This window comes from Pedobacter faecalis, from assembly GCF_030182585.1.
In the GTDB taxonomy this organism is placed as follows: domain Bacteria; phylum Bacteroidota; class Bacteroidia; order Sphingobacteriales; family Sphingobacteriaceae; genus Pedobacter; species Pedobacter faecalis.
This window is the reverse complement of sequence record NZ_JARXOW010000001.1, coordinates 2,765,143-2,786,687: the sequence shown is the minus strand read 5'-3', so window position 1 is coordinate 2,786,687 and position 21,545 is coordinate 2,765,143. Positions and strand designations below refer to the sequence as shown.

The following is a 21,545-nucleotide window of genomic DNA, read 5'->3' as shown; positions in this document are numbered from 1 at the left end:
TTACAGCTTATAATCCTATTGCCTTGATCAGTATTAAAATCGGGCAAATTTCGAGGGCACAAAAATACAAAAATAAATAGAACTTTGAAAACCGGTACCCAGATAATATGTTCAGACCGGCCCTCAGAAACTGAAACGCAAATATTACGCCCAGTAAAATAAATGACACGGCAATAAAGTACGGACCGTATTTTAAGGGTGATAGCGAGAAGACAATAACCAATGGGATAAACAGAAGCGAAAGGTTAAAATAGCTCAGGTAAAGCACTGTGATGTATTCGCTTACAGGCTTCTGCACCCTGAAAAGGTGCCCAAGTACCCGCAGCACAACGATCTTCAGCAAATAAAGCACTACGATAAATATCGAGATGGTCAGATAAAACTGGAAGCCTGTACCTGAAAAACCCACATGGTAAAACTGCGACACCAGGTAAAAGAACATACCCAGCGTAAAACCAAACTGCACAAACAAAAGCAAGAAGGGCCAGGAAGTAAACAGGTTATCTTCCTTATGCAGGTTGTTCAGCACCCGGTTGCTAAAAAAAGACTGAACAATTGTTTGCAGTTGCTTAGCGAATGAGATCTTCAGCGTAGCAAACAGCATCAACAGCAGACACACCACGGCAGGCACCCAGAGCTGCCCTTTAGGAACCGGCCTACCCAGCCTGTACCTGCTCACCGCCCTCGAGTCGAAATCCTTGTAGCGGTTGATGAGGTTAGAACGCCCCACAGTATTTGCTTTCAGAATACTATCTATAATAATAAACCTATCAAGCGCAGAATCCGGAAAAAGCCAGGTATGACGCATGATAGAGTCGGTAACAAAACGCTGCCGTTCCAAAAAAGCAGCCTGCTGAGCCTTCCATCGCTGATAACGCTCGGCTCTCTCCAAAACTGCATTAGCCGGAGTGTCGGCCGGCACCTCCGGATTTTCCTGTGCGTACAGACTTGTAAAGCAACTAGTGCAGACCATCAGCAATAACAAGAAAACCTGCCGCAGTTTCATGTGCACAAACTTAGTAAAATATAGCGCATGGATTGGTACGGTATGCTAAATACATGCCAGAGAGATGCCGAACAGAGATTACCCAGTGCCGCGTGCGTAATGTCTGGCTAAGATCTGGTCAGCAGCCGAACAGCAAGTGGACAGCAACCCGCATCAGACCTTTGGCAAACAGGTTTTTATTATTGAAATATTTTGCTTCTTTTACAATATGATATCCTGGCTTAAACGAAAAAAAGACGAACCGAAACCGATCATCGGGCTTACCCTGTCGGGCGGTGGCCTGCGTGGCATCGCGCATATTGGCGTACTTAAGGCACTGGAAGAACACGGTATTAAACCCGATCTACTCTCGGGAACCAGTGCAGGAGCGGTTATCGGCGCTTTTTATAGTTCAGGCTACACACCCGACGAGATGCTGGCCATTGCGCTGAAAACCAGTTTCTTTTCACCCTATGCCCTTCGCTTGCGTACTTCAGGCATATTTGATACCGGCTTCCTGGTTGCCCTCTTCAAGACACATATGCCTCACAATGACTTCGCGTCACTTAAAATCCCCTTGTACGTAGGCGTAACAGAACTAGTGTCAGGCAAGCCCGTATACTTAAGCAAAGGCAATCTCGACACGGCCCTGCTAGCATCCACCAGCATACCCTTCCTGTTCCCTTCCGTTCGTATCAACGAAAAGATATATGTAGACGGCGGAATACTTGACAATCTGCCCATCGCCCCCATCAAAAACCAATGTACAATGCTCATTGGCAGTCACGTTAACTCCATTGCACACGAAAAACCAGAAAAGCTTGTTGGCCGTAAGGTGCTCGACCGCGTCATCCACCTCGCCATTGGTCACCCCGTATACGAAAAGTCTTCGCAGTGCGATATCTTCATTGACCCGCCCGAAATGACCAGGTTCAGCATGTTCGACAAAAGAGCCGTTCAGAAGATATTCGATCACGCTTATGAATTTAGCAGTAAAATGCTGAGCGAGCGGGCAGAGAGGCAATAGTTAATCGATGAGATCACCGTCTGACAAGTTGCATAATGCGATATTTCAGTTAAAATAAAGTAACGGGATTAAAGGATAGAAATTCTTCAACACTCAGTCCGCTATTACCAATCATTAATATTTTATCGGGGTTAAATTGTTGCTGAAATTTACTTAAACCTGTATTCGACTGATCATTGCCACTTTTTACTTCTAATCCAACTACTTTGCCTCGGCGTTCGAGCACAAAATCAATCTCGTCATTGCGTTCCCTCCAGTAAAATATACTGAAGCCTTCAGTAAGCGCACTGTTAACCAGATGAGAACCGATTGCCGATTCCACCATTCTGCCCCATTCTTTCGGATCTTGTCTGATTTCATCGAATGATTCATTTTTCTGTGCGCTAATTAAAGCATTGTTGTGAACCTGGAATTTGGGACTTGATGAACGTTTTCGGATTACGTCTGCCGCGTATTTCTCAATACCTCCCAATAAACCTGCTGTGTCTAATAATTCCAGATAGTGTGATAAGGTAACGGTATTACCGGCATCTTGCAACTGACCTAGTATCTTGGTAAACGAAAGAATTTGTCCGGAATACAAACACCCAAGTTCAAATAATCTCCTCATTAATGCCGGCTTGTCTACCCTTGTGAGCATCAGAATATCTTTAGATATACTGGTTTCGATCAAAGATTGATTGATATAGTTTTTCCATCTTTCTTCCTGAAAGATTAGACTTGCAGATCCAGGATAACCTCCAAACCATATAAACTGGTCTACCGTCCAATTGAATGCATTCTTCATCTCAGTATATGACCAATGTGACATATAAGTTGATTCAAACCTACCGGCCAAAGATTCCGTTAATCCCTGTTGAATCAACAATCTGGACGATCCGAGTAAAATGACTTTCAATGGTCTGCCTTCGCGTGTATCCTTATCCCATAATAGTTTAACGGTTTCGCTCCAGTTAGGTATCTTTTGTATTTCGTCAATTATCAATAGAAACTCCGTTTGCGCTGAAGTTATCATTCGCTGTCTGGCAACTTCCCATTGTTGTGCAAGCCATACATGATCTGATGCAGCAACCGCATCGGCAGAAGTAAAGATCGATGGTATATCCAGATTTTTAGCAAGTTGGGTAACTAACGTTGTTTTACCTACCTGGCGAGGCCCCATTACTACCTGAATATGCTTTCTAGGTTCTTTGATCCTTGACGTAAGTTCGTTAATATAAGGCCGTTGAAACATGTTTTACAAATTACTCAGCGTACTGAGTAAAATTACTAAATATATTGAGTAATTCGTAATTACAACAAATTTTTGTGGTGGGTTACCTCCCTCATCTATAAAAAATCCCTATTGCTGTTGCTGAATCTGTTGCTGTGCTTCCAGCTTCACCCGCCCGATTTCCATGCCTGCTTTGAAGTATTTTTAGGTGGGCAGTGGATCATTGCCGATGCCACGCGACTAGTCGCCCTAAACAAAATAGTCAAAATCGCCACAGGCTTGGATGCGGCTGAGACGGCGTTTGCCAGCATTTTCGGAAACCTCCGGTTTACGAGCATGAAAGTAGAATTCGAACCGGCGACGTCAACAGGCGAAGAGCCCGAGGAAGAGACACTGGAAGGTAAAGGGATGAATTTATATTGACGTAACCGGTAGACATGAAATAAACACAAAAGATTAATTTAAATTCTAACAACGAAATTTTGTGTTCTAATTACAATGCATTAAATTTGCGAAAACAAACCGAAAGATGTTAGAAGTAGAAAAAAGAATAACCGCTCTAGAAGAATCAGTTTCAACATTATTAAAGCACATCAAAGACATCAATTTCGCTGTTGCGAGTGGCTTTGAAAAAGTGGATAAAAATTTCGAGACCGTTATTGAAGATATCAAAGCGATAAGAGGCAGGTCACGCGCAAGTCTCGAAACAGTAGAAGTTAAACTGGAAGATCTAACAGCAGAAATCAAAAAAATAAATGATGTATCCGGATATGATGATATTTTCGCAAATAACAAAGGACTAAAAATCGTATCAGGCAGGTAGTTGAGAGCCGGCTGCGTAAAAACTCCTTACTGTTTCCTCCATTTTTGGCTAAATCTCAAATCTCCTATTTGCCGGTAGACTTCACGCAGTCCACAAGTTCCGACCATCCCATAATCTTCAATTTCTTTTACCTGCCCATTGTTATAGGTAATTCTTAGTGTGGAAGTTGGATCGTCGGTCCAGTTCACCCAATAACTGTCTTCCAGAATGGGAAAGTCGATATAATTCAGCAAGTTGATGAGCGCATTATAAGATCCCTTATCAATTTGCCCCATATATTCCCCATCTTCGATTTTCAAACTCCGTTTTCCGATATTATGGTACTTCGCATCAAAAGTTGCTCTTCGTTTTTTAGTTATTACAAGCTTGAACACAGGATTTAACCACGGGGAAGATTCATCGAATTCGATTTTCTCAATGTTGTACCGCTTCGGATGTTCATTGAGTTCTATAAAAGCTCCGCTTTTGTAAACTAAAGTCGTCTTGGTAAGTGTCCCGCTTCCCTCAATAATTAAGCCTTGTCTGAATTTGTAATCGTAGTATTCAATCTGATTGCCATTCACTATCCTTGCGAATACACATTTCCCATAAGAACGACGCGGCATGCCATGCAATTTCAGAGAGTCATTCCCCAAATTCATCACGATAAAAATCCTCACATCTCCTGAACCACCAGTAACCAGCATGTCTGTAAGACCATTGTTATCAAAGTCTGCCTTATAATACGCTTTCGTGATGTTTAATGAATCCGCAACGCATTTACAGGAAACGGAATCACCCATTTGCTCTTTAAACTCAGCGATAGCTTTTATTTGAAAATTCTGATAGAAACGACCAAACGAATGCATAAGCGTTTCGACATCAGCATCTGAACTGATACTGTCGATATTTCGGGTTTGGCCAAAAGCAAGTTGAGCAAACAACAGGAACAGACAGAAAAATATTTTATACTGCGGCATAATCTTTTTATGTCATGATGCTAAACACAGTGAAAATGCATAAACCCCTCAATCCCTAACCTTCAGCCTGCCATACCCATAAGCACACAAGAGCAGCACGAAGAATATCCCAACCCATAACCAGAAGTAACCGGCATGCTTCGCAATGTAGAAACCTGCAAAAGGACCTGATACCTGCGCTACCGACCAGCTCAGCGTATAGCCGGCAGAGTACAACCCCCGGTTTTCCGGCGTGCTGCGGCTTATCACCATGGTATTGATAAAAGGGAGCACGAGCATCTCCCCAAAAGTGAAGACAGTAATGGAAAGTAAAGCCAAAGCCAGGTAAAAAGTCACGGGTAAACTAAGCAGCAGATAGGCAAATGCAAAGAACACCATACCCATGGTAATATAAAACAAAGACGGTCGTCGATGCTCAAGCCTGTTAATGAGTACCATCTCAAAAATAGCGATCAGCAAACCGTTCAGTCCAAGGATAACCCCAATCACCGACTCGCTTAGCTGCCACTGCTCCTTAAAGAATACCGGAACCACCCTGAACATGATGAACACACAGGTCACGAATGCCGTAGTCATCAGGATAAACTTCACGTAGAACACATCCTGCCAGGGTTTCTTACCAGAGCCTTCTTTCACCGCCCCGCCACGATCAGTTCGGTTCACCTGGGTCTTCGGCAAAAACAACCATATGGAAAGGCCAACAAGAATATATACACCTCCCTCCACCACAAAGAGCATTTTGTAATTAAAAGACGCAATTATCCCAGCAATACTAATCCCGATAGACCAGCCAATGTTGGTCGCCAGCCTGTTTAAAGAATACGAACGCGTGGTAGTACCCGCCTTCGCATAACTCGCAATTGCGGTAAAGTTGGCCGGCCGGAAAGCGTCTGCAAAAAAACTGATAACTACAGTCAACACACAAAGCGCCGGAAAATCTGTAACAGCCGGAAATACGATAAACATACAACCAGCGATGATCGAAGGGAATATCTGAACCGGCCTGAAACCCACAAGATCGGTCAGCCTACCGCCCGCAATCGTTCCGAGGATAGACCCGCAGCCAAACAACGTTATGATGAGTCCTGCCTCGACTTCAGAACGCTTCAAGCTTTGTGTAATATACAAGCCCATAAATGGAACCGCCATCGTACCAAACCTGTTCAGCATCATTACCATGCTCAACAGCCAGGTCTCCCGGCTTAGTCCGCCAAAAGAGGATTTATAGGTATAGGCCAGTCGCCTGAACATGGTTTGAAATTAAGGTCGCAAATATAGCAGATTAAGCGGGCCGCGGAGCATTAAATGGCAAGCGACCTTACACAGGCTTTTCACACACGATATACCAAAACCTCTGCTGAGCTCTTCCATCTGTAGCCTTATCGGGCTCGCTGATCTCCTTTGCATCAACCAGTCCAGCATCACCAAATTCCGCTCTTATGGAATCAGCATCGTAAAAGAATAAACGAACGCCATACTGCATTTCGAAAGTATCTTTGCCAATTTCCCTGCCTTGTCCGTACCTGAAATCTTCTTTGGAGAGCGACACGAAAACCATGTAGCCACCGGGTTTTAATTGCGCATAACAGTCGGAAATTAACTTTATTCTATCCTCGTTATTTAGTAAATGAAGCAAGGCATAACAAAATATCCCATCATACAACTCATCATCAAAAGGCATCGCACTTACCGATCCATGACATATCCTTACGCTGTCGCCAAATTCGCGCTTAGCAATACCGATGGCTGTTTCGGAAATCTCAATACCGGTTACCTCAAACCCTCTATCCATGAATACCTTCGCATTCCTACCATACCCAAACCCAGGGATCAGTACCTTTCTTAATTCGTTCTTGTTAAATAGCGCTGCGGCCGAAAGCGCTGAGTCTGCCGCCTCCCAGCCCCACATTTCCTGTTTATCCTTAAAACTGGCTTCCCAAAATTCTGTCATTTATACTACTTTTGCTTATTTGCAATACTGTTGCATTATGCAAATATAGTATAATACTAGTAATTGATCTTCCCGTAATCCCCATTGTAATAATCCCGGTAGGCATGAGCGATCTCCAGTTTGGAATTCATCACAAACGGACCCTCCGCGAAGATCGGCTCGAGGTACGGTTCACCGCCAAATAAGATGAAGTCGCAAGCGTCCTCATTGTCGTTTTGCAGTTCAATCGTTCCGGCAGTCCGGTCATATTCTATGAAATCACCTGCGTTGAACTTCTCGTCGTTGATGCTTGCAGGAGAAACGGGCAGATAAACAGCGACCTCCGTTTTTTCTTGAAACCCGATCGTAAAGCCGGAACCAGGTGCCAGGCGGACATGATAGAGAAACTGTTTCGAATAGTTCGGTATGGCCGATTCCAGTTCTTCATAAGAACCGGCGATCACCTTAATCCAGCTCTTCCCATCCGCCAGCATCTTGAACGGAACCCGGTCGCCTTCGATAGCCATATAACCCGGCTTTTCGGCTTTTATTTTAGCAGGCAGGTTAATCCAGAATTGAAACGCATGGATCAGCTTGGCATCCGTTTGGGAGTCATAGTTTAACGTTTCATCGTGAATGATACCATTACCGGCATTCATCCATTGCACACCGCCCGAATGGACCATGGCATAGTTGCCGGCGCTATCGAAATGCTCATCCTCGCCGTCGAGGATATAAGTCAGCGTAGCGATGCCCCGATGTGGATGTGCGCCGGTTCCTTCCTCATTAACCCTGGTCTGGGCCTGTGGAACAATGTGATCCAAAAAGACGAAAGGACCCACCGCATCAGCATATCTGTTGGCAAGTATCCGGTATATCTGCAGGTCGCCAATGTCGGCTCTACGACCCTGCGTTGAAAAACTGCTTTTCTTTTTCATATTTTGATCGCTCTATAGTCAATGATACCCAAATTTCAGACTTCTTATAAACCTGAACGACAATATCTTTTTAATTTATATTTGTCGCACCATGCACGAAGAACTATTTCTCTTACTCGGACTCCTGTTTATCGTGATGCTGCTGGTCATGCTGGCCCAGAAGCTCCGCATCGCATACCCGATTTTTTTGGTACTGGCCGGATTGGGCATCGGATTATCATTGGCTGGGCAGGCATGTGCGGCGTTGTATCACTGGCAACAGCCCTATCTATTCCGCTGTACATGAACGATGGGAGTGCTTTTCCGCACCGCGACCTGATCATCTTTATCACCTTCGTGGTTATTTTCATCACCTTTGTTTTTCAGAGACTTACCCTGCCTTTTGTAATCAGGCTGACCAAAATTCAGGAAATAGACCTGGTACTACCGCCGCATGAGCAGCAATCACTGATCAGGCTCCGACTCGATACCGTAGCACTCGAACACTTAAACACACACTATGCTTCGGCAAGTGGAAATAGCCTGCTAAGGGCTTACATCGAAAAGCTGAAACACGATATGGAAGGGCATCAGCAGTTCCTAAGTTCAAGTGAGGCATGCACTAACCGGGCCTCCGAAACGGCAGAATTTCAGCAGATCATGTCCGATATTCACGATCACCAGCGCAAGGAACTGTTTAACATGAGAAAGGAAAAAACATTTACAGATGAAGCGATACGGAAAGCAGAACACCTGATAGACCTGAATGATCTGCGCATCTCGGATAGTGTGGCGTGATGAATGAAGGCGAGGAATATGCATCTGAAAAACTACCTTACTTTAATAACAGTTACAGGAAGCGAAAATGGGAATTCCCGCTCGCGCGGAGGTTTTATCCAACCCTGATCTTTGCTCATAGCAATAACGAGGGTCGTCTTATCTCTAATCAACATATCTATTGCAGTGGCTGTACCATGCTTATCATCAGTATAAAACTGAAGAGTTTCCGGCTTATGAGATAATCGATGTCCCACCATCCTCTCAGTCTTCGAGCTTCTTGCGATCAGTGTGCCTTCCCGAAACACCTGATATGTGGCGATCAAAGCCTGAATTTTGATTTTCCTTTCGCCTGCATTAACCCGAATGTCGTCAACCTTCAGGTTTAAAATTAGTGTAGTTCCATCCTGTTCGCTCCGGTATGTTCCGGCTAAGTCTTTAAGGCTGTGATCCACCAGATATACATCACCAGTCAAGTGCCACTGATCGATGTTCTTAATATCAATTACCTTCATCTTTGTCTGCTCTTGTCCAAAGGATGATATTGAGAATATCGTGAATGCTGCTGCGAAGAGTAAAAAGCGTTTATTCATGTGGATATGTTTTAATGGTTACGCCAGTTAATATAGCTAAATTAAGGAACCTACATGCTCGAGAAAACCCAACGTCAGGTTCATCGATCTTGATGATCCAAAGGTCGGCAGATTTGTTCTTGCAGCAAAGCAGGATACCGTAAAATAATAAAAACTACCCCGAAGGCTTCAGGTTGTTAAGAAGAGGCTATCAAATTATGATAGCGCGTCTCGAGACCTGCTGCTATGGGCTCACCATATTGCCCTCACGACGAAAACTCAGATGACCCGCCATCCGTAGACGCTAAATATCTGATATATTTATGCTTACACTCACAAGATTAGGCTGCAATATACAGTGAACCATACAGAAAGTACGCTTTTATTATGGCGTAGAGTATTGGCAGTAGTATAAAAAACAGAACGACCGCAAACCCTATGAACTTAGCCTTACGAGAATTAAGGTACTCATCTCCCTTAAATTGCTCGTAGATCGCTTTATGTGTATTGCGCCAAAAGAATCTGAAGTACGTGATCAGCATGGCCGCAATGAACATCAAGTGAAAAATAAGTCCACCTTTGCTGCAACCGAGCCAGGAAATCATCTCTTTGCCCTCGTCTTTCTCATAAAAGAACATAAAATGAATGGTCAGAAAAAATGAAAAGACTACTGCACCAAATATCCCTCCTACCGTAAGTGCCGGGATATCGCGCTTGTAATTGCCATGTTTGTAATAGCTGTTATATACGATGTAGAACAGTTTATTGACCATATGATTAGCTCCCTATCTTCTTCTCAAGATTCAATGCCATATACTCCCCCATCGCCTTTTCCGAGCTTAGATCACTAGCCTGCAGCGTATCAATGATTCGCTTCTGTTCTTCAACGGTCTTATTCTGACTCATCTTTTGGCTGGCCTGAATCTCGGTTACCTTTACACTAAATGCCACGATGCCATTTAACATTTTATCCTTGAAGCTATCCGACAAAGAGTCCCAATGGCTTTTATACTCCGCTTCATAGATCATGATCATATCTTCCAACGAACGGAGTGCTTCAGCACGATCCTGCACCAGAACGCAATCGCCATAAGCGTGTACAGCATAATAATTCCAGGTTGGAACACTTTCAAACTTATCGTAATGCTTCGGTGATATGTAAGCATGCGGCTCAGCAAAAACCACGAGTACCTTTTGATCTTCGATATTCTTCCACTGCGGGTTGGCCTTGGCGAAGTGAGCGTGTAATGTAATAATCCCATCCTTGTACACAACAGTAAAAGGGAGGTGCGTAGCCTGCGGGACCTGACCAATGGCAGAAATGATTGTCGCGAAGGTAAAGCGCTTCATGAACGACACGATTTCTTCCTGATCTGATATCTGATTGAGTTTGGCTACATACATAGCATTGAAATTTAGATGTATCTAAAATAAAAAATAACCCCGTCATAATAAGTAAAGTTTTTTTGACATTATGAAATATATCTTTTACATTTGGTAAAACAAATATGATATGAAAAATCAATTTCTCCTACCCGCAAAGTTTAAAGCCATAGGCTGGATTGGCTTCCTGTGTTTTCTGGCGCTTTCCATTGCAACGCACTTCTATGGCTTTTCAATACCGGGATTCCAGATATATTATCCGGAAGACAACGGCTCCGCGGATTACAATCTGACTGACGAATTCGCATTCGCCGGAATTATTGTGTCTCTGTTGATGATCTCACTTGCCAGGCAAGAGCATGAAGATGAACTTATCAGAAAAATAAGATTAGAGTCCTGGCAATGGGCGGCTATTGTAAATTACGTTATCGTATTGGTCGTAATTTTTGCCACCTATGGTTTAGGATTCTTATTTATTATGACTTACAACGTAATCACCACTTTAATTGTCTTCATTGCAAGGTTTTACTATTGCTTGTATGTCTTGAACAGAAATCTTGTCAAAGAAATCTAAACCTCTTTAATGAAAAATACGATAAGAATTCAACGGGCAATAAAGAACATCACCCAAGCCGAACTTGCAGACCTGGTGCAGGTATCACGGCAAACGATCAATACATTGGAATCGGGCAAGTATATTCCGTCTACAGTACTTGCTTTAAAGATAGCTGCGGTGTTTGGGGTGGCGGTAGAAGAAGTTTTTCAACTGGAAGAAGGCGATTTGTAACACTCAAGAATGTCAGGTAACCAGGATTAGTGTGCCTTATCTTGGTATGACCTGGTCCAACATTTCTTCGGGAATAGTCCGGGGTTTGTTCGCAAAAACGGTACCTTTTGTGGACTATTCCCGAACAAAACCCAGATTAATCCCGGATTTGGTGGACACCCGGTAGCATCTTGTCTACTATTTCCGATATTGGAATTACTTTGTTTTTTATTGATTGATATCCAAGACTGCTAGTCTGGATAACTGCCGGACAAGGGCTCTGTAAAGCCAAGATTTACGTCGCTTGAATGCCTCCTGTCCAGCCAAGTAGTCGAAGCTAAGTATGATATTTGGATTGTAGAGGCTTTTACCGTCATTGATCCACGGCAAATTAAAGGGATTGTCGGATGACGTTGACATTATTTGGAGATTTTGGCCGTTTGAGAAACTCACCGATATTGAATATGTGTGATTGTCATCCATGAAGCGTTGAGTAAAAACAGCGGTCAATGCACTTTTCAAAATAACAGGATTATCTATGCGGCTGATAAATTTCTCTCGGGCGTTCTGACTAGTTGCAAATGCCGACAGATTAAAGTATTTGATTAAACTGTCGCGCTGTAAATTGAATAATTTAATGTCTATATCCTCTTTTGAATTGAGAATATGATGAATCATACGTTTTACGCTATCGGCGGGTATTTCACGAGAGCCTGGCTCAGTGACAATATTAGCCGAGGCATTCCTAACTATTTGCTTGGTTGCATACCACTTGCCTCTTTTATTTGAAATCTCAAATTTAGTGTAATGATCGCTAAGCCCTCCTCCTTTTATAGTTAACTCCAACTTATCAACGTTTGCATACACAGAAGACACCTGAGTTCCAAAAGATTTTTGTTGTGCAGGTAATTGAATTGACAACAGAACAATTAGGTAGCAAAATAAATTTTTCATAGTTAACTTAATTTTTACAGCCATCAGCACTACTCTCGTAACAACTGCTCGATTATGCCGTTATCTTTGAGCAAGTCTTTTGAAGACGCCGCAGAATATTCTCGTATCTTGCCTTTTTTGTCAACAATCATGTACCGCGGGATGGAATGCACTTGAAACTTAGGAGAAATTTCTTCATAGGTTCCCCGAACATTTACGCCACTGATGCCATACTTATCAATAAGCTTACGCCATGTTGAAATATCTGCATCCAGACAGACATTTACAACGGCAAGGTCTGACTCGTTCGCGAACCAGGCATTGAACGCCGGACGGTGCAGCTCAAATTCTTTTAGGCATGGTGCACAGCTGGTAGCCCAAAAAGTGACATAAATTACTTTCCCCTCGAACGAATCGAAGCCGTACTCCTTTCCGTCGATACTTATCAGTTTCACTTTCGGGATTTTATTGTCAAGCGTCGAGATTACCTGATCTCTGAAACCACTCAATAAGCGTTTAAATTGCGGATCTTTTATATCGGCAAGCGACTTCTCCAAAACGTTTTGAGCTTCTGTGAAGTCGTAATTTCTAAAAGCATCTATGCTAATTGATGTTAGATACCAGTCCCGGATAAACTCGTCTGCTATTTTACTGGATTTCCGATAGTCTATCCAGGGAGCGGCTTTCTTTGCGTCGCCATACTTCCCATACAGAGCGTCGTCCGTTGAATCTCGGATAAAGAATCTGTGCCTCAAGTATGTGCGGTAAAAGTCAGAGTTTTCAACTAATTTCCTGGAGACTATTCCCATAGGATCCTCAGATTCTGACAGTAAATTCGATTTGGTGACTTTGGAGAAACGTAGCTTCTGATAATCCTTAACCTCAGTAGCCTTCATATAAAGCAGGTGACTAAAATACAGGTCAGCATAGTATTTGAACGCGTTGGGACCTAGCACTCCCTGCGATTCGTCAATTCTCTTTGCGTGTCTGTCTAGGTTTTTTTGAAAAGCTCCATATGCAGAATCTTGTGAAATCTGCTTTTCGTCAACGGCTTTAGCTAACATAGCAACATCGTATATCATCTCACCGTTGTAGGTGAAATCAAACCTGTATCTTTTGGAAATTTCGGGCGTAATTCCAGTGAGGGAAATCAGTTTTTGAGAGGATGCGTCGTAATTAAATATGATATGATCACCAGGTTCGATATATAACTGGTAAATTTTATCTGCCAGAACCATCGTCAATGCTTCGTTACCCAAAAGCTTAGACTGGTAATAAAAGGCACCGCCAGTATCTGTAGACACTGTTTCAATAACATTGGTGTAGGCGCCTATTCTATTAATTGTGAACGTCTTGCCGCCCAGGTTTTGGACTTTACCTTCCAAAATAAAATCTGCTGCCAAAGCAATATTAGATGCAAAGCATATTAAGAGAAGGACAAAGTTAAATTTCAGTTTCATGGAGCAGCATTAATTGCGTTTGAGGTCACTTATCAAACTTAATAAATTTGCATCGGATTCATCTATCTAAAATCTCGCAATTGTTGCTGCCCTGCCACTTCCAAAAATTCAATATATTAGCCATATGCAAATTATCGCTCACAACACAGACAACATCAACACTGCCGAACTTGTAAGCAGCGATATTCTGATTAATAACCCAGAAGACACGCTTCAACTCCTCGTAGATTTGTATTATCAGGGATACGACCGTATTGTGGTTTCAGAAAAAAACATCGCTCCGGAATTTTTTGACTTGAAGACAGGTCTGGCTGGCGAGATATTACAGAAGTTTGTGAACTATAAAATGCGGCTGGTTATTGTCGGTGACTTCGAAAAATATACTTCTCAGAGTATGAAAGACTTCATTTTCGAAAGTAATAAAGGAATTCAAATAAATTTTGTCAAATCATTTGATCTATGATCCCTCATTTACACATTGAGCCTGACAGCCCTTCGCCACTCACTGGACTGATTCGTGCCGTTCAGGAATATTACCCGGTGGGCTTTCAGATAATGAATGAGCAATTTGAAGGTTTCCAGAAAGTGAAGAATATCGTCGGCGACAAAATAACTCTGCTGATGAATAACACGCTCCCTGAGCATGTGAACAGGCTTAGCGATCAACTGAACGACAGCTTCGCCGGTATGCATGTCTATAATTTTTTTCTCGTCAGTTTCCCAGTTACACGGGGTCTATTGTTTTGTCTGACACAAAATCGGAGCGTAATGAGCGCACAGTAATGCTTACGTTCAACATTTCACTTCTGACCAATTGCTATACTTTTTTCGTTGAGGAGCACATCAAGTATCGGGATATTGTTCATTACGGCCATCCGGCAAGAACCGTAGCCGTATCTCGCCTGAGCCAGACAAATCGGGAAGCTTTGGATGTTATCGAAAAGCTGGATAACATCATTTTATCCTGCTTCCCTGATTACATTTTTGTTGATCATTACCTGTTATTCAATACCCAAGTGAGTGGTGTACCATACTCGGAAGATGGCTGTGGTCCAGACACGAAATTCCCTTTGTACAGGTTTTTATTTGATATGAACTCTTACCCTGCGGCTCAAGTGTTTTCGTAAGCCTGTCACAGCAGCTCACCCGCGGCCTTCCGGTCAGCCTCTTCTGCTTTCTCAATATCGCCTGCTCGCCGGTACATTAGGGCCATTTTCTTGTACTTAACAGGCACGTTTCCATATTCGGGATACGGATTCTCATCTATCCATGCTTGGTAACATGCAGCGCCAAATCTGTAAATATCTTCCTGCATATCCAGCTTATCAAACTCTTCTTCAATACTTGCTGTAAATATCAAATATGAAGGATCTTCCTGTTCATAAGCTAAAACTTCACGGGCAAAGTCGATGGCCCTTCGCTGATCGGTCTCTAATAATGCCGAAAACCTGAATGAGGCAAAATTCCCATAATATTTCAGCGTCGGGATATGTTTCACCATCTCATCCAGGATCATCAATATGGAATCGGGAGTTGTCCTGACCCGCTTATAGGTGTTACCAGGGATATCGACCACCATACGGTCGGTTCTTCTAAGAAATTCGGCTATGGCTACGGAATTCAGTTGCCGCAGATATCGTTGGTCGGTCAGCTTAATCCTTGCAAGTTCAGGGCTCCATGTTTTGTTTAAAATTTTGGTAAGCACACTGTCCAGGTATTTAGGGTGACCAATCCAGTCTAGCCTGCCATCGTTCACGATAAAGATCGTCGGTATTCCATAGGTTCCCGAGGTATCCAGCCAGTTTTTCGACATAAACTTGCCCTCTTCTATACCCACATGGAAGTTCATTTTATCACCCATCGTGTCTACGAGCTTCTTTATGTCTGCGATGGGGACATCCTCCTTTTCGTAGACGTCAATAGCCAGAAACGTCGCCTTGTCTTTATACTTCTCCGCCAGTTTTGACGTGTGGGGCATGGTAATCTTACAGGGTACGCACCAGGTGGCCCAAAAATCGATTACATAAATCTTCTCCTTTTCAAAGGCGGTAACAGGAGTGCCCTTTATCCAATGCTTAACCTTAATTGCAGGTGCAGGGTCGCCTATATTGAGATGATAAGTTGGAAGGACTTGGGCGACGGCAACGGTTGCCCAAAGCATCCATAACAAAAAACAGGTTTTAAGTTTCATAGCCTCGGGGTTTGTCTCTAACTAATTTACTACTTCTCTGTAGCAACTCCAAGATTTGTGTGCTAGCCTGGAACCTCAAGAAAGCTCATCCTTTCACGTGCCTCTTCGGGAACATCGAAAATGCGTAAGTCGATCGTTGCAGTCATAAAGCCGGCGACTTCAAACATGATATAGACGGTGTTCCCGATAGAGTGCGGGTTAATTTTCTTGGGAACAATATGCAAACCAGAATGGTATGGTGGTACAGCTTCTGCCTTATGAAAAATAAGGGGTTTAACGTACAGCTTATGCTTCATCAACCCTGAATAGCCAAACACGAGCACAGCGGAATGAGTTATAACCAGATCGCATTTTTTAAAATTAAGGTCTGGTCGCTGAACACCCGAAATAAAGGTTTCACATCTCAGATCGTATAGCTGCATAAGGATATCAGCCTTAGGAACAGACACCAGCGAGGTATAGTTCTTCACAGGTCTGCGCCCTAGAAAGAAGAGCACGAAAGCGGCGATTAGTAATACAATGGTAAGCGTCATGATGGTTGGCTGAGACTTAACAAGTTAACTTTACCAATATACAATCTTATCGTTAAAACTGAAGAAAACTGATGGATTTGAAGCCCGAGGTTTTCGCGATACTGAGTATGCGACAAAAAATCGCGAAATTTGTTGCGATATGCCCGGAATCTATATTCATATCCCTTTTTGTAAAAAGGCCTGTACCTACTGTGATTTTCATTTCAGCACTTCGCTGAAGTACGCGGATGACATGACCGATGCAATCTGTAAGGAACTGCTGATTAAAAAGGATCGGGTTGCGGGAGAGGTGGGCACGATATATTTTGGCGGAGGTACACCTTCGGTGTTGCCGCTTAAGCAACTGCAAAGGATCTTTGATGTGATTCTGGTCAACTATAACGTGGCAGCAGATGCGGAGGTTACACTGGAGGCTAATCCGGATGACCTGGACGCGCAGAAGATCGCAGGACTGAGGCAGTTGCCGGTCAACCGCTTCAGCATTGGTATTCAGTCCTTTTTTGAGGAAGATCTGATCTGGATGAACCGTGCGCATAATGCCATGGAGGCGGAGGACTGCATCAAGCGGAGTCAGGATGCGGGTTTTGAGAACCTGAACGCCGACCTGATTTATGGCTATCCCCTGCTTACCGACGCCAAGCTGCTGCATAATATCGCTAAACTTCGGGAGCTGGAAATTCCGCATGTTTCGGCTTATTCCTTAACCGTGGAGCCGCGCACTGCGCTGGCTAAGGCGATCGAAAAAGGTGCTACCGTGCCTGTAAGCGATGAGCAGAGTGCTTCGCAGTTTCTTACCGTGATTGAAAAGCTTGGGGAAGCGGGTCTGCAACAGTACGAGATATCGAACTTTGCGAGGCCTGGCAGGTATGCCGTACACAATACGAATTACTGGCGGGGCGTGCCTTACCTGGGTATCGGTCCCTCAGCGCATGGCTTTGATGGAAAAACGCGCTATTTGAACATAGCCAACAATGCGTTGTACATGAAGGCAATTAACGCGGGTAACCTACCGGAAACCATTGAGCAGTTGAGCATATACGATCAGTTTAATGAATATATGATGACCTCGCTTCGTACCATGTGGGGTACAGATTTGTCACATGTTAACACCGCGTTCGGGGATCAGTTTTACCAGGATACGCTACGGACTTCAGAAAAGTTTCTGCGAAAAGGCTGGTTGATGCAGGACAACGAAGTCTTGAGGCTCTCCGCGGAGGGCAAGCTCTTTGCCGATCATATTGCTTCGGGTTTCTTTTTATCGCCTGAAGATCACTGCTAGGCTTTCATCACGCCGACGTGGCTGCCCTTCCAGTCTGGAAACAGCACCTTGTCGTTGTTAATTCCCAAATGGCGGTCGGCCACCTCGCTGAATACGCTGCGGAAATCGGTGGTTACCGCAAGGTCTCTTCCATCTTCCAGATTTTCTTTGGCAAGAGGAGCTACCGATCCATGAACTTTACCACCGTTTACGCTGTTGCCCAGTATAAAATTACAGGAAGCGCGACCATGATCTGTTCCGCCTGTTCCGTTCTGGTGTACGGTACGGCCAAACTCGGTCATCGTCATTACCGTCACGTCGTCCTGATACGTGCCTAAGTCGGCCCAAAAAGCCGCAATGCTTTCACTGAGATCGCCCACGTTCCGGGCAAAAATACCCGTGTCTTTACCCTGGTTAAAGTGCGTGTCCCAGCCGCCCGATTCTGCGAAGGCGACTTCAAGACCTACATCCAGCTTAATGAGCTGGGCAATCTGCTTGAGGGAATTGCCTAATGCGGATGCTGGGTAAACAGCATTATTGGCAGGCTTATAATTTCTAACGTCGGCTTTCTGCAGAACTTTCATGGCATCGAAGCTGTCCTTTCCGGTGGTTTTGAGCAGACCGGTGCTGCGGTCGTACAGATCCTCAAAGCTTTTTGCCGTGGTGTTTACCTCCGCCGGTTTGCCGCGCATCTGTATCTTAAAATCCTGCAGGTTGCTGATGGCCAGTGCAGCCTTTTCGCCATACATGGCCCGGGGCAGCGACGAAGTCAGGCTTACACCCTGAAAAGGGGTCGCATGCTCGTGACCGAGTAGCCCGATGGCGCGGTTTAGCCAGCCGGAAGATGTGCCCTTTTTAAAGGGCGTGCCCGACTCCATATAATCCTGCGCATCAAAATGCGAGCGTGTGGTATTGGGCGATCCGATGCCGTGCACCATGGCCATGCGCTTCTCGCGAAACAGCGGTTCGAAGACCGACATTGAGGGATGAAGTCCGAAGGTTCCATCCAAATCGATGAGCGACTTGCCACTGCCTTTTGCCGGCGTCATGAACAGTCCGGGCCTGGCGGCTTTCAGATGCTGATCGTTGAATGGCGTAAGCGCCATAAGTCCGTCCATAGCGCCGCGCTGGAAAATGCAGACCATGATCTTGCGTCTCTTAAACAATCCGGGCGCCTGCACGCCGGCTACGGCCTCGGCCAAAAAGCCGGGTATCCCACCGATGCTGATGCCGAACAGGGCTAATCCACCTCCTTTAATAAATCCTCTCCTTGAAATCATGTCTTGACTATTTGCGTTGAAACTCCGGTGAACCGATATGCACGCCGACCTCACGCGCATTTTTTGAAGGGCTGGCTGCAAGGAGGTTGACCTTCACTCCTGGGATACGCTCGCCAGTGAGTGCCAGCGCAAAGTTCATGCGGCTGAGCAGTGCACCTGTGCTGATCCAGTATTGTGCCTTATCGGGAAAGCCTGTAGGGGCCTGGTAATAATATATCTTCTGCCCCATCCTGTTTACCCAATTATAAATCTGATAGGGCTGCTCTATTTTTGCATCAAGGGTTCTTACCGCACTGATGGCGTATTCGAAGGGCGACTTGGTCTTCTCGCGCAGCGCATCCTTGCTCCAGAAGCCGGGGTCGCTTACCATGGTGATAAGTACCTGACGGATATCACCGCCGCTTTGCATAAAGGTCTTCGCCATTTTATCGACCAGCTTCCTATCCGGATCATCTTTAACAAAGCGCACCGCGATCTTATGGGAAATGAACTTAGCAGTAGCCGGTTGACTGGCCAGCATTTGTAACAACTGCACGCCTTCCTCATAACCGCCCCCTGCGGCAAAGGTCTTACCTAAAACGGTCTTCTCGGCCTGATCGTGCCGGGCCGCGGCAAAACGGAATTCGTCTTCTGGCGAAACGCCCCAGCCGGTGAGCACGCGTGCCGTTTCGGTAACGTCGTTCTGCGTATATCCGCCGTCTACGCCAAGTGTATGCAGTTCCATCACTTCGCGCGCATAGTTCTCGTTCAATCCACCTTTGCGCGCACCCTTAGCTTTTGTGCCCGAACTCGTGGCATTATCAAGATAAAGCAGCATGGCGGGCGATTTGGCGGTAGCCAGAAGCAGGTCGCTGAACTTGCCTGTGACATTTGGCCGGATCACATCGCGCTCAAATGCGGGAACGTAGGCGGCGCACTGACCTTTAGTGAGCGATACGTTGAAATGATTGAACCAAAAGTCGGTAAGCATTTCTCTTAACTGGTTATTGCTATAGCTGGCGCGCAATACTTTCTGGCTAATGAACTCGCGGAACAATTCCTGCTCCGTTCCCAGTCCGTGCTTATCCCGGTACTCCTGCAGCATTCGCCGGTACTCGGTTCGGTCGCCCTTATTCACCGAATCCTTATGTACAGCCCCGTCACGTATCGCCATCCGGACAAGTTTTGCATTGCGCGGAAATTTATCGCCCACTTCCTGGTTGCTCAAATTGATGTTGGGATAACGCTGCAGCTTTAAATTGAGGGAATCATCGGGAAGGCCGCCTTCAAGTTGTTGCATGAACCACTTTTCAAGTCCGACAGCAAGCAGGGCATCTACGTCGCCGGGCCGGGCACCATAGGTAAACCTGCTGAGCAGGTGTGCCGCAGCCTGCTGCTCGTTAAGCCCCGAACGCTTGTAAGGAAAAAAGATCTTAGCCGGTTCCGGCTTAGTGAAGGATGAGCACACTAAGGCAGCCACGACCAGAAGGAGAAACGTACCGAAAACTTTTACCTGGACTTTCATAAATACTTGTTGCGTTGCCTAAGTTAGACGCGTGTAATTGCGAAAAGATTAATTGTCAGTTATTTTTAAATTTTGCCGGGCTGCAATACATCCACCCGTTTTTTATATAGCTTTGTCTATTAACATTGTCTTAACATGCAGTTTGATTTATCTCCAATAGATATCGTTGATGATATTTCGAAGGCCGATTTCGAAAAGAACTACCTGAATCCGAGAAAGCCGGTCATCATTAAAAACATGAGCAAGTCATGGCCTGCTTATGAAAAATGGACGCTGGATTATATGAAATCGGTGGTGGGCGATCAGACCGTGCCCTTGTACGACAGCTCCAAAGCCGACCCTTCCAAACCGATCAATGCTTCGGCAGCTGAGATGAAGTTTGCCGACTATATTGAACTGATCCGCAATACGCCGACTGATTTAAGGATATTTCTGTTTGACCCGATTAAGCATGCTCCGGGATTGCTCGACGACTACCGGGCCCCGAAAGACTTGATGGGCGGCTTCCTCGACAGCTATCCGAATATGTTCTTTGGAGGTAAGGGTTCTGTTACCTTCCTGCATTACGACATCGACCTGGCGCATATTTTTCACACGCATTTTAACGGCCGCAAACATATTATTCTGTTCGACTATAAATGGAAGGAACGTTTGTACCAGATCCCTTACGCAACTTATGCACTGGAAGACTATGACGTGGAGAAACCTGACTTCGATAAGTTCCCTGCACTGAAAGGCGTTAAAGGCCTGGAGGGTTTCCTGGAACATGGCGATACGCTGTTTATGCCCACGGGATACTGGCACTGGATGAAATACCTTGACGGTTCCTTTTCGATCAGTCTGCGTGCATGGGATAAATCCTGGGCGGTAAAAGCGAAAAGCTTGTACAACCTGACCCTGCAGCGTAAGTTTGACGACTTTATGAAGGCGAACTTTCGGGAAAAATATATGTCCTGGAAAGAAAAACTGGCCGTTAAACGTGCAAACCGGGCGCTCGCGAACAAACAGCCATATTAAATCACCTAAAAAACCGT

26 protein-coding genes are annotated in these 21,545 nt (G+C 44.8%); 10 read left to right on the top strand and 16 right to left on the bottom strand.

Annotated elements, in window-relative coordinates; genetic code table 11:
- Nucleotides 1-7: 7 nt before the first annotated feature.
- The gene (locus QEP07_RS12675) at nt 8-1,006 is read right to left on the bottom strand and encodes a DUF4271 domain-containing protein (RefSeq protein ID WP_285010527.1); all 999 of its coding nucleotides are present in this window, start codon (nt 1,004-1,006) and stop codon (nt 8-10) included.
- A gap of 208 nt (nt 1,007-1,214) precedes the next feature.
- On the opposite strand from QEP07_RS12675, the gene QEP07_RS12670 reads away from it, so the two are divergent.
- Nucleotides 1,215-2,012: a patatin-like phospholipase family protein gene (locus QEP07_RS12670; protein WP_285010525.1), complete on the top strand. Its 798-nt coding sequence runs from the start codon at nt 1,215-1,217 to the stop codon at nt 2,010-2,012.
- 49 nt (nt 2,013-2,061) lie between these two features.
- Here the strand turns inward: QEP07_RS12670 and QEP07_RS12665 are convergent, their stop codons facing one another.
- Entirely contained in the window at nt 2,062-3,246 is a 1,185-nt protein-coding gene (locus tag QEP07_RS12665) for an ATP-binding protein (protein WP_285010523.1), read from the bottom strand.
- A gap of 117 nt (nt 3,247-3,363) precedes the next feature.
- On the opposite strand from QEP07_RS12665, the gene QEP07_RS12660 reads away from it, so the two are divergent.
- Nucleotides 3,364-3,648 (top strand): hypothetical protein, encoded by a 285-nt coding sequence (locus QEP07_RS12660; RefSeq protein ID WP_285010521.1) that lies wholly within the window; start codon nt 3,364-3,366, stop codon nt 3,646-3,648.
- A gap of 106 nt (nt 3,649-3,754) precedes the next feature.
- Complete coding sequence (locus tag QEP07_RS12655; RefSeq protein ID WP_256002009.1) at nt 3,755-4,048, top strand: hypothetical protein; 294 nt, start codon at nt 3,755-3,757, stop codon at nt 4,046-4,048.
- A gap of 26 nt (nt 4,049-4,074) precedes the next feature.
- Here QEP07_RS12655 and QEP07_RS12650 read toward each other — a convergent pair whose 3' ends face one another.
- From QEP07_RS12650 to QEP07_RS12635, 4 genes are all read right to left on the bottom strand, one after another.
- The gene (locus QEP07_RS12650; protein WP_285010519.1) at nt 4,075-5,007 is read right to left on the bottom strand and encodes a DUF6438 domain-containing protein; all 933 of its coding nucleotides are present in this window, start codon (nt 5,005-5,007) and stop codon (nt 4,075-4,077) included.
- Between the two features lie 48 nt (nt 5,008-5,055).
- Nucleotides 5,056-6,258, bottom strand: coding sequence for an MFS transporter (locus QEP07_RS12645; protein WP_285010516.1), 1,203 nt, complete (start codon nt 6,256-6,258; stop codon nt 5,056-5,058).
- Nucleotides 6,259-6,325: 67 nt separating this feature from the next.
- The gene (locus tag QEP07_RS12640; RefSeq protein ID WP_285010514.1) at nt 6,326-6,958 is read right to left on the bottom strand and encodes a class I SAM-dependent methyltransferase; all 633 of its coding nucleotides are present in this window, start codon (nt 6,956-6,958) and stop codon (nt 6,326-6,328) included.
- A 56-nt stretch (nt 6,959-7,014) separates the two neighbouring features.
- On the bottom strand, nt 7,015-7,875 hold the full coding sequence (locus tag QEP07_RS12635) for a pirin family protein (protein WP_285010511.1): 861 nt from the start codon (nt 7,873-7,875) through the stop codon (nt 7,015-7,017).
- Between the two features lie 21 nt (nt 7,876-7,896).
- On the opposite strand from QEP07_RS12635, the gene QEP07_RS12630 reads away from it, so the two are divergent.
- Nucleotides 7,897-8,652, top strand: coding sequence for a cation:proton antiporter (locus QEP07_RS12630; RefSeq protein WP_285010508.1), 756 nt, complete (start codon nt 7,897-7,899; stop codon nt 8,650-8,652).
- A gap of 32 nt (nt 8,653-8,684) precedes the next feature.
- Here QEP07_RS12630 and QEP07_RS12625 read toward each other — a convergent pair whose 3' ends face one another.
- The 3 genes from QEP07_RS12625 to QEP07_RS12615 all read right to left on the bottom strand — a co-directional run bounded on the left by QEP07_RS12625 (nt 8,685) and on the right by QEP07_RS12615 (nt 10,607).
- Nucleotides 8,685-9,146: a hypothetical protein gene (locus tag QEP07_RS12625; protein ID WP_285010506.1), complete on the bottom strand. Its 462-nt coding sequence runs from the start codon at nt 9,144-9,146 to the stop codon at nt 8,685-8,687.
- Nucleotides 9,147-9,544: 398 nt separating this feature from the next.
- Nucleotides 9,545-9,976, bottom strand: a complete 432-nt coding sequence (locus tag QEP07_RS12620; RefSeq protein WP_285010503.1) for a hypothetical protein — start codon at nt 9,974-9,976, stop codon at nt 9,545-9,547.
- A 4-nt stretch (nt 9,977-9,980) separates the two neighbouring features.
- The gene (locus tag QEP07_RS12615; RefSeq protein WP_285010501.1) at nt 9,981-10,607 is read right to left on the bottom strand and encodes an FMN-binding negative transcriptional regulator; all 627 of its coding nucleotides are present in this window, start codon (nt 10,605-10,607) and stop codon (nt 9,981-9,983) included.
- Nucleotides 10,608-10,716: 109 nt separating this feature from the next.
- Between QEP07_RS12615 and QEP07_RS12610 the strand changes: the two genes are divergently transcribed.
- Nucleotides 10,717-11,160, top strand: coding sequence for a hypothetical protein (locus QEP07_RS12610; RefSeq protein WP_285010499.1), 444 nt, complete (start codon nt 10,717-10,719; stop codon nt 11,158-11,160).
- A 9-nt stretch (nt 11,161-11,169) separates the two neighbouring features.
- Nucleotides 11,170-11,373: a helix-turn-helix transcriptional regulator gene (locus QEP07_RS12605; protein ID WP_285010498.1), complete on the top strand. Its 204-nt coding sequence runs from the start codon at nt 11,170-11,172 to the stop codon at nt 11,371-11,373.
- 207 nt (nt 11,374-11,580) lie between these two features.
- On the opposite strand, the gene QEP07_RS12600 is transcribed toward QEP07_RS12605, so the two are convergent.
- Both QEP07_RS12600 and QEP07_RS12595 read right to left on the bottom strand, forming a co-directional pair.
- Nucleotides 11,581-12,306 (bottom strand): hypothetical protein, encoded by a 726-nt coding sequence (locus QEP07_RS12600; RefSeq protein WP_285010497.1) that lies wholly within the window; start codon nt 12,304-12,306, stop codon nt 11,581-11,583.
- 29 nt (nt 12,307-12,335) lie between these two features.
- Nucleotides 12,336-13,745: a TlpA family protein disulfide reductase gene (locus tag QEP07_RS12595; protein WP_285010496.1), complete on the bottom strand. Its 1,410-nt coding sequence runs from the start codon at nt 13,743-13,745 to the stop codon at nt 12,336-12,338.
- 124 nt (nt 13,746-13,869) lie between these two features.
- On the opposite strand from QEP07_RS12595, the gene QEP07_RS12590 reads away from it, so the two are divergent.
- Nucleotides 13,870-14,208 carry a DUF4180 domain-containing protein gene (locus QEP07_RS12590; RefSeq protein ID WP_285010495.1) on the top strand — a complete coding sequence of 113 codons (339 nt, stop codon included), beginning with the start codon at nt 13,870-13,872 and terminating at the stop codon, nt 14,206-14,208.
- Nucleotides 14,209-14,216: 8 nt separating this feature from the next.
- On the opposite strand, the gene QEP07_RS12585 is transcribed toward QEP07_RS12590, so the two are convergent.
- Complete coding sequence (locus QEP07_RS12585) at nt 14,217-14,438, bottom strand: hypothetical protein (protein WP_285010493.1); 222 nt, start codon at nt 14,436-14,438, stop codon at nt 14,217-14,219.
- A gap of 50 nt (nt 14,439-14,488) precedes the next feature.
- Here QEP07_RS12585 and QEP07_RS12580 point away from each other — a divergent pair, with 50 nt between their 5' ends.
- A complete protein-coding gene (locus tag QEP07_RS12580; protein WP_285010492.1) occupies nt 14,489-14,872 on the top strand; it encodes a hypothetical protein in 384 nt (127 codons plus the stop codon).
- A gap of 5 nt (nt 14,873-14,877) precedes the next feature.
- On the opposite strand, the gene QEP07_RS12575 is transcribed toward QEP07_RS12580, so the two are convergent.
- On the bottom strand, nt 14,878-15,936 hold the full coding sequence (locus tag QEP07_RS12575) for a TlpA family protein disulfide reductase (RefSeq protein ID WP_285010490.1): 1,059 nt from the start codon (nt 15,934-15,936) through the stop codon (nt 14,878-14,880).
- Between the two features lie 62 nt (nt 15,937-15,998).
- Nucleotides 15,999-16,469: a hypothetical protein gene (locus tag QEP07_RS12570; RefSeq protein WP_285010489.1), complete on the bottom strand. Its 471-nt coding sequence runs from the start codon at nt 16,467-16,469 to the stop codon at nt 15,999-16,001.
- A gap of 139 nt (nt 16,470-16,608) precedes the next feature.
- On the opposite strand from QEP07_RS12570, the gene hemW reads away from it, so the two are divergent.
- Complete coding sequence (hemW, locus tag QEP07_RS12565; RefSeq protein ID WP_285010487.1) at nt 16,609-17,748, top strand: radical SAM family heme chaperone HemW; 1,140 nt, start codon at nt 16,609-16,611, stop codon at nt 17,746-17,748.
- Here the strand turns inward: hemW and QEP07_RS12560 are convergent.
- Complete coding sequence (locus QEP07_RS12560) at nt 17,745-19,007, bottom strand: DUF1501 domain-containing protein (RefSeq protein ID WP_285010484.1); 1,263 nt, start codon at nt 19,005-19,007, stop codon at nt 17,745-17,747. The genes hemW and QEP07_RS12560 overlap by 4 nt on opposite strands.
- A 7-nt stretch (nt 19,008-19,014) precedes the next feature.
- Complete coding sequence (locus QEP07_RS12555) at nt 19,015-20,511, bottom strand: DUF1800 domain-containing protein (RefSeq protein WP_285010481.1); 1,497 nt, start codon at nt 20,509-20,511, stop codon at nt 19,015-19,017.
- Nucleotides 20,512-20,646: 135 nt separating this feature from the next.
- On the opposite strand from QEP07_RS12555, the gene QEP07_RS12550 reads away from it, so the two are divergent.
- Complete coding sequence (locus QEP07_RS12550; RefSeq protein ID WP_285010480.1) at nt 20,647-21,528, top strand: cupin-like domain-containing protein; 882 nt, start codon at nt 20,647-20,649, stop codon at nt 21,526-21,528.
- Nucleotides 21,529-21,545 lie beyond the last annotated feature (17 nt).

Excerpts from the sequence above, each read along its gene's own strand:
- QEP07_RS12675 (WP_285010527.1), bottom strand. The coding sequence starts at position 1,006 with ATGAAACTGCGGCAGGTTTTCTTGTTATTGCTGATGGTCTGCACTAGT.
- QEP07_RS12670 (WP_285010525.1), top strand. The coding sequence starts at position 1,215 with ATGATATCCTGGCTTAAACGAAAAAAAGACGAACCGAAACCGATCATC.
- QEP07_RS12665 (WP_285010523.1), bottom strand. The coding sequence starts at position 3,246 with ATGTTTCAACGGCCTTATATTAACGAACTTACGTCAAGGATCAAAGAA.
- QEP07_RS12655 (WP_256002009.1), top strand. The coding sequence starts at position 3,755 with ATGTTAGAAGTAGAAAAAAGAATAACCGCTCTAGAAGAATCAGTTTCA.
- QEP07_RS12650 (WP_285010519.1), bottom strand. The coding sequence starts at position 5,007 with ATGCCGCAGTATAAAATATTTTTCTGTCTGTTCCTGTTGTTTGCTCAA.
- QEP07_RS12645 (WP_285010516.1), bottom strand. The coding sequence starts at position 6,258 with ATGTTCAGGCGACTGGCCTATACCTATAAATCCTCTTTTGGCGGACTA.
- QEP07_RS12640 (WP_285010514.1), bottom strand. The coding sequence starts at position 6,958 with ATGACAGAATTTTGGGAAGCCAGTTTTAAGGATAAACAGGAAATGTGG.
- QEP07_RS12635 (WP_285010511.1), bottom strand. The coding sequence starts at position 7,875 with ATGAAAAAGAAAAGCAGTTTTTCAACGCAGGGTCGTAGAGCCGACATT.
- QEP07_RS12630 (WP_285010508.1), top strand. The coding sequence starts at position 7,897 with ATGATACCCAAATTTCAGACTTCTTATAAACCTGAACGACAATATCTT.
- QEP07_RS12625 (WP_285010506.1), bottom strand. The coding sequence starts at position 9,146 with ATGAAGGTAATTGATATTAAGAACATCGATCAGTGGCACTTGACTGGT.
- QEP07_RS12620 (WP_285010503.1), bottom strand. The coding sequence starts at position 9,976 with ATGGTCAATAAACTGTTCTACATCGTATATAACAGCTATTACAAACAT.
- QEP07_RS12615 (WP_285010501.1), bottom strand. The coding sequence starts at position 10,607 with ATGTATGTAGCCAAACTCAATCAGATATCAGATCAGGAAGAAATCGTG.
- QEP07_RS12610 (WP_285010499.1), top strand. The coding sequence starts at position 10,717 with ATGAAAAATCAATTTCTCCTACCCGCAAAGTTTAAAGCCATAGGCTGG.
- QEP07_RS12605 (WP_285010498.1), top strand. The coding sequence starts at position 11,170 with ATGAAAAATACGATAAGAATTCAACGGGCAATAAAGAACATCACCCAA.
- QEP07_RS12600 (WP_285010497.1), bottom strand. The coding sequence starts at position 12,306 with ATGAAAAATTTATTTTGCTACCTAATTGTTCTGTTGTCAATTCAATTA.
- QEP07_RS12595 (WP_285010496.1), bottom strand. The coding sequence starts at position 13,745 with ATGAAACTGAAATTTAACTTTGTCCTTCTCTTAATATGCTTTGCATCT.
- QEP07_RS12590 (WP_285010495.1), top strand. The coding sequence starts at position 13,870 with ATGCAAATTATCGCTCACAACACAGACAACATCAACACTGCCGAACTT.
- QEP07_RS12585 (WP_285010493.1), bottom strand. The coding sequence starts at position 14,438 with ATGCATACCGGCGAAGCTGTCGTTCAGTTGATCGCTAAGCCTGTTCAC.
- QEP07_RS12575 (WP_285010490.1), bottom strand. The coding sequence starts at position 15,936 with ATGAAACTTAAAACCTGTTTTTTGTTATGGATGCTTTGGGCAACCGTT.
- QEP07_RS12570 (WP_285010489.1), bottom strand. The coding sequence starts at position 16,469 with ATGACGCTTACCATTGTATTACTAATCGCCGCTTTCGTGCTCTTCTTT.
- hemW (WP_285010487.1), top strand. The coding sequence starts at position 16,609 with ATGCCCGGAATCTATATTCATATCCCTTTTTGTAAAAAGGCCTGTACC.
- QEP07_RS12560 (WP_285010484.1), bottom strand. The coding sequence starts at position 19,007 with ATGATTTCAAGGAGAGGATTTATTAAAGGAGGTGGATTAGCCCTGTTC.
- QEP07_RS12555 (WP_285010481.1), bottom strand. The coding sequence starts at position 20,511 with ATGAAAGTCCAGGTAAAAGTTTTCGGTACGTTTCTCCTTCTGGTCGTG.
- QEP07_RS12550 (WP_285010480.1), top strand. The coding sequence starts at position 20,647 with ATGCAGTTTGATTTATCTCCAATAGATATCGTTGATGATATTTCGAAG.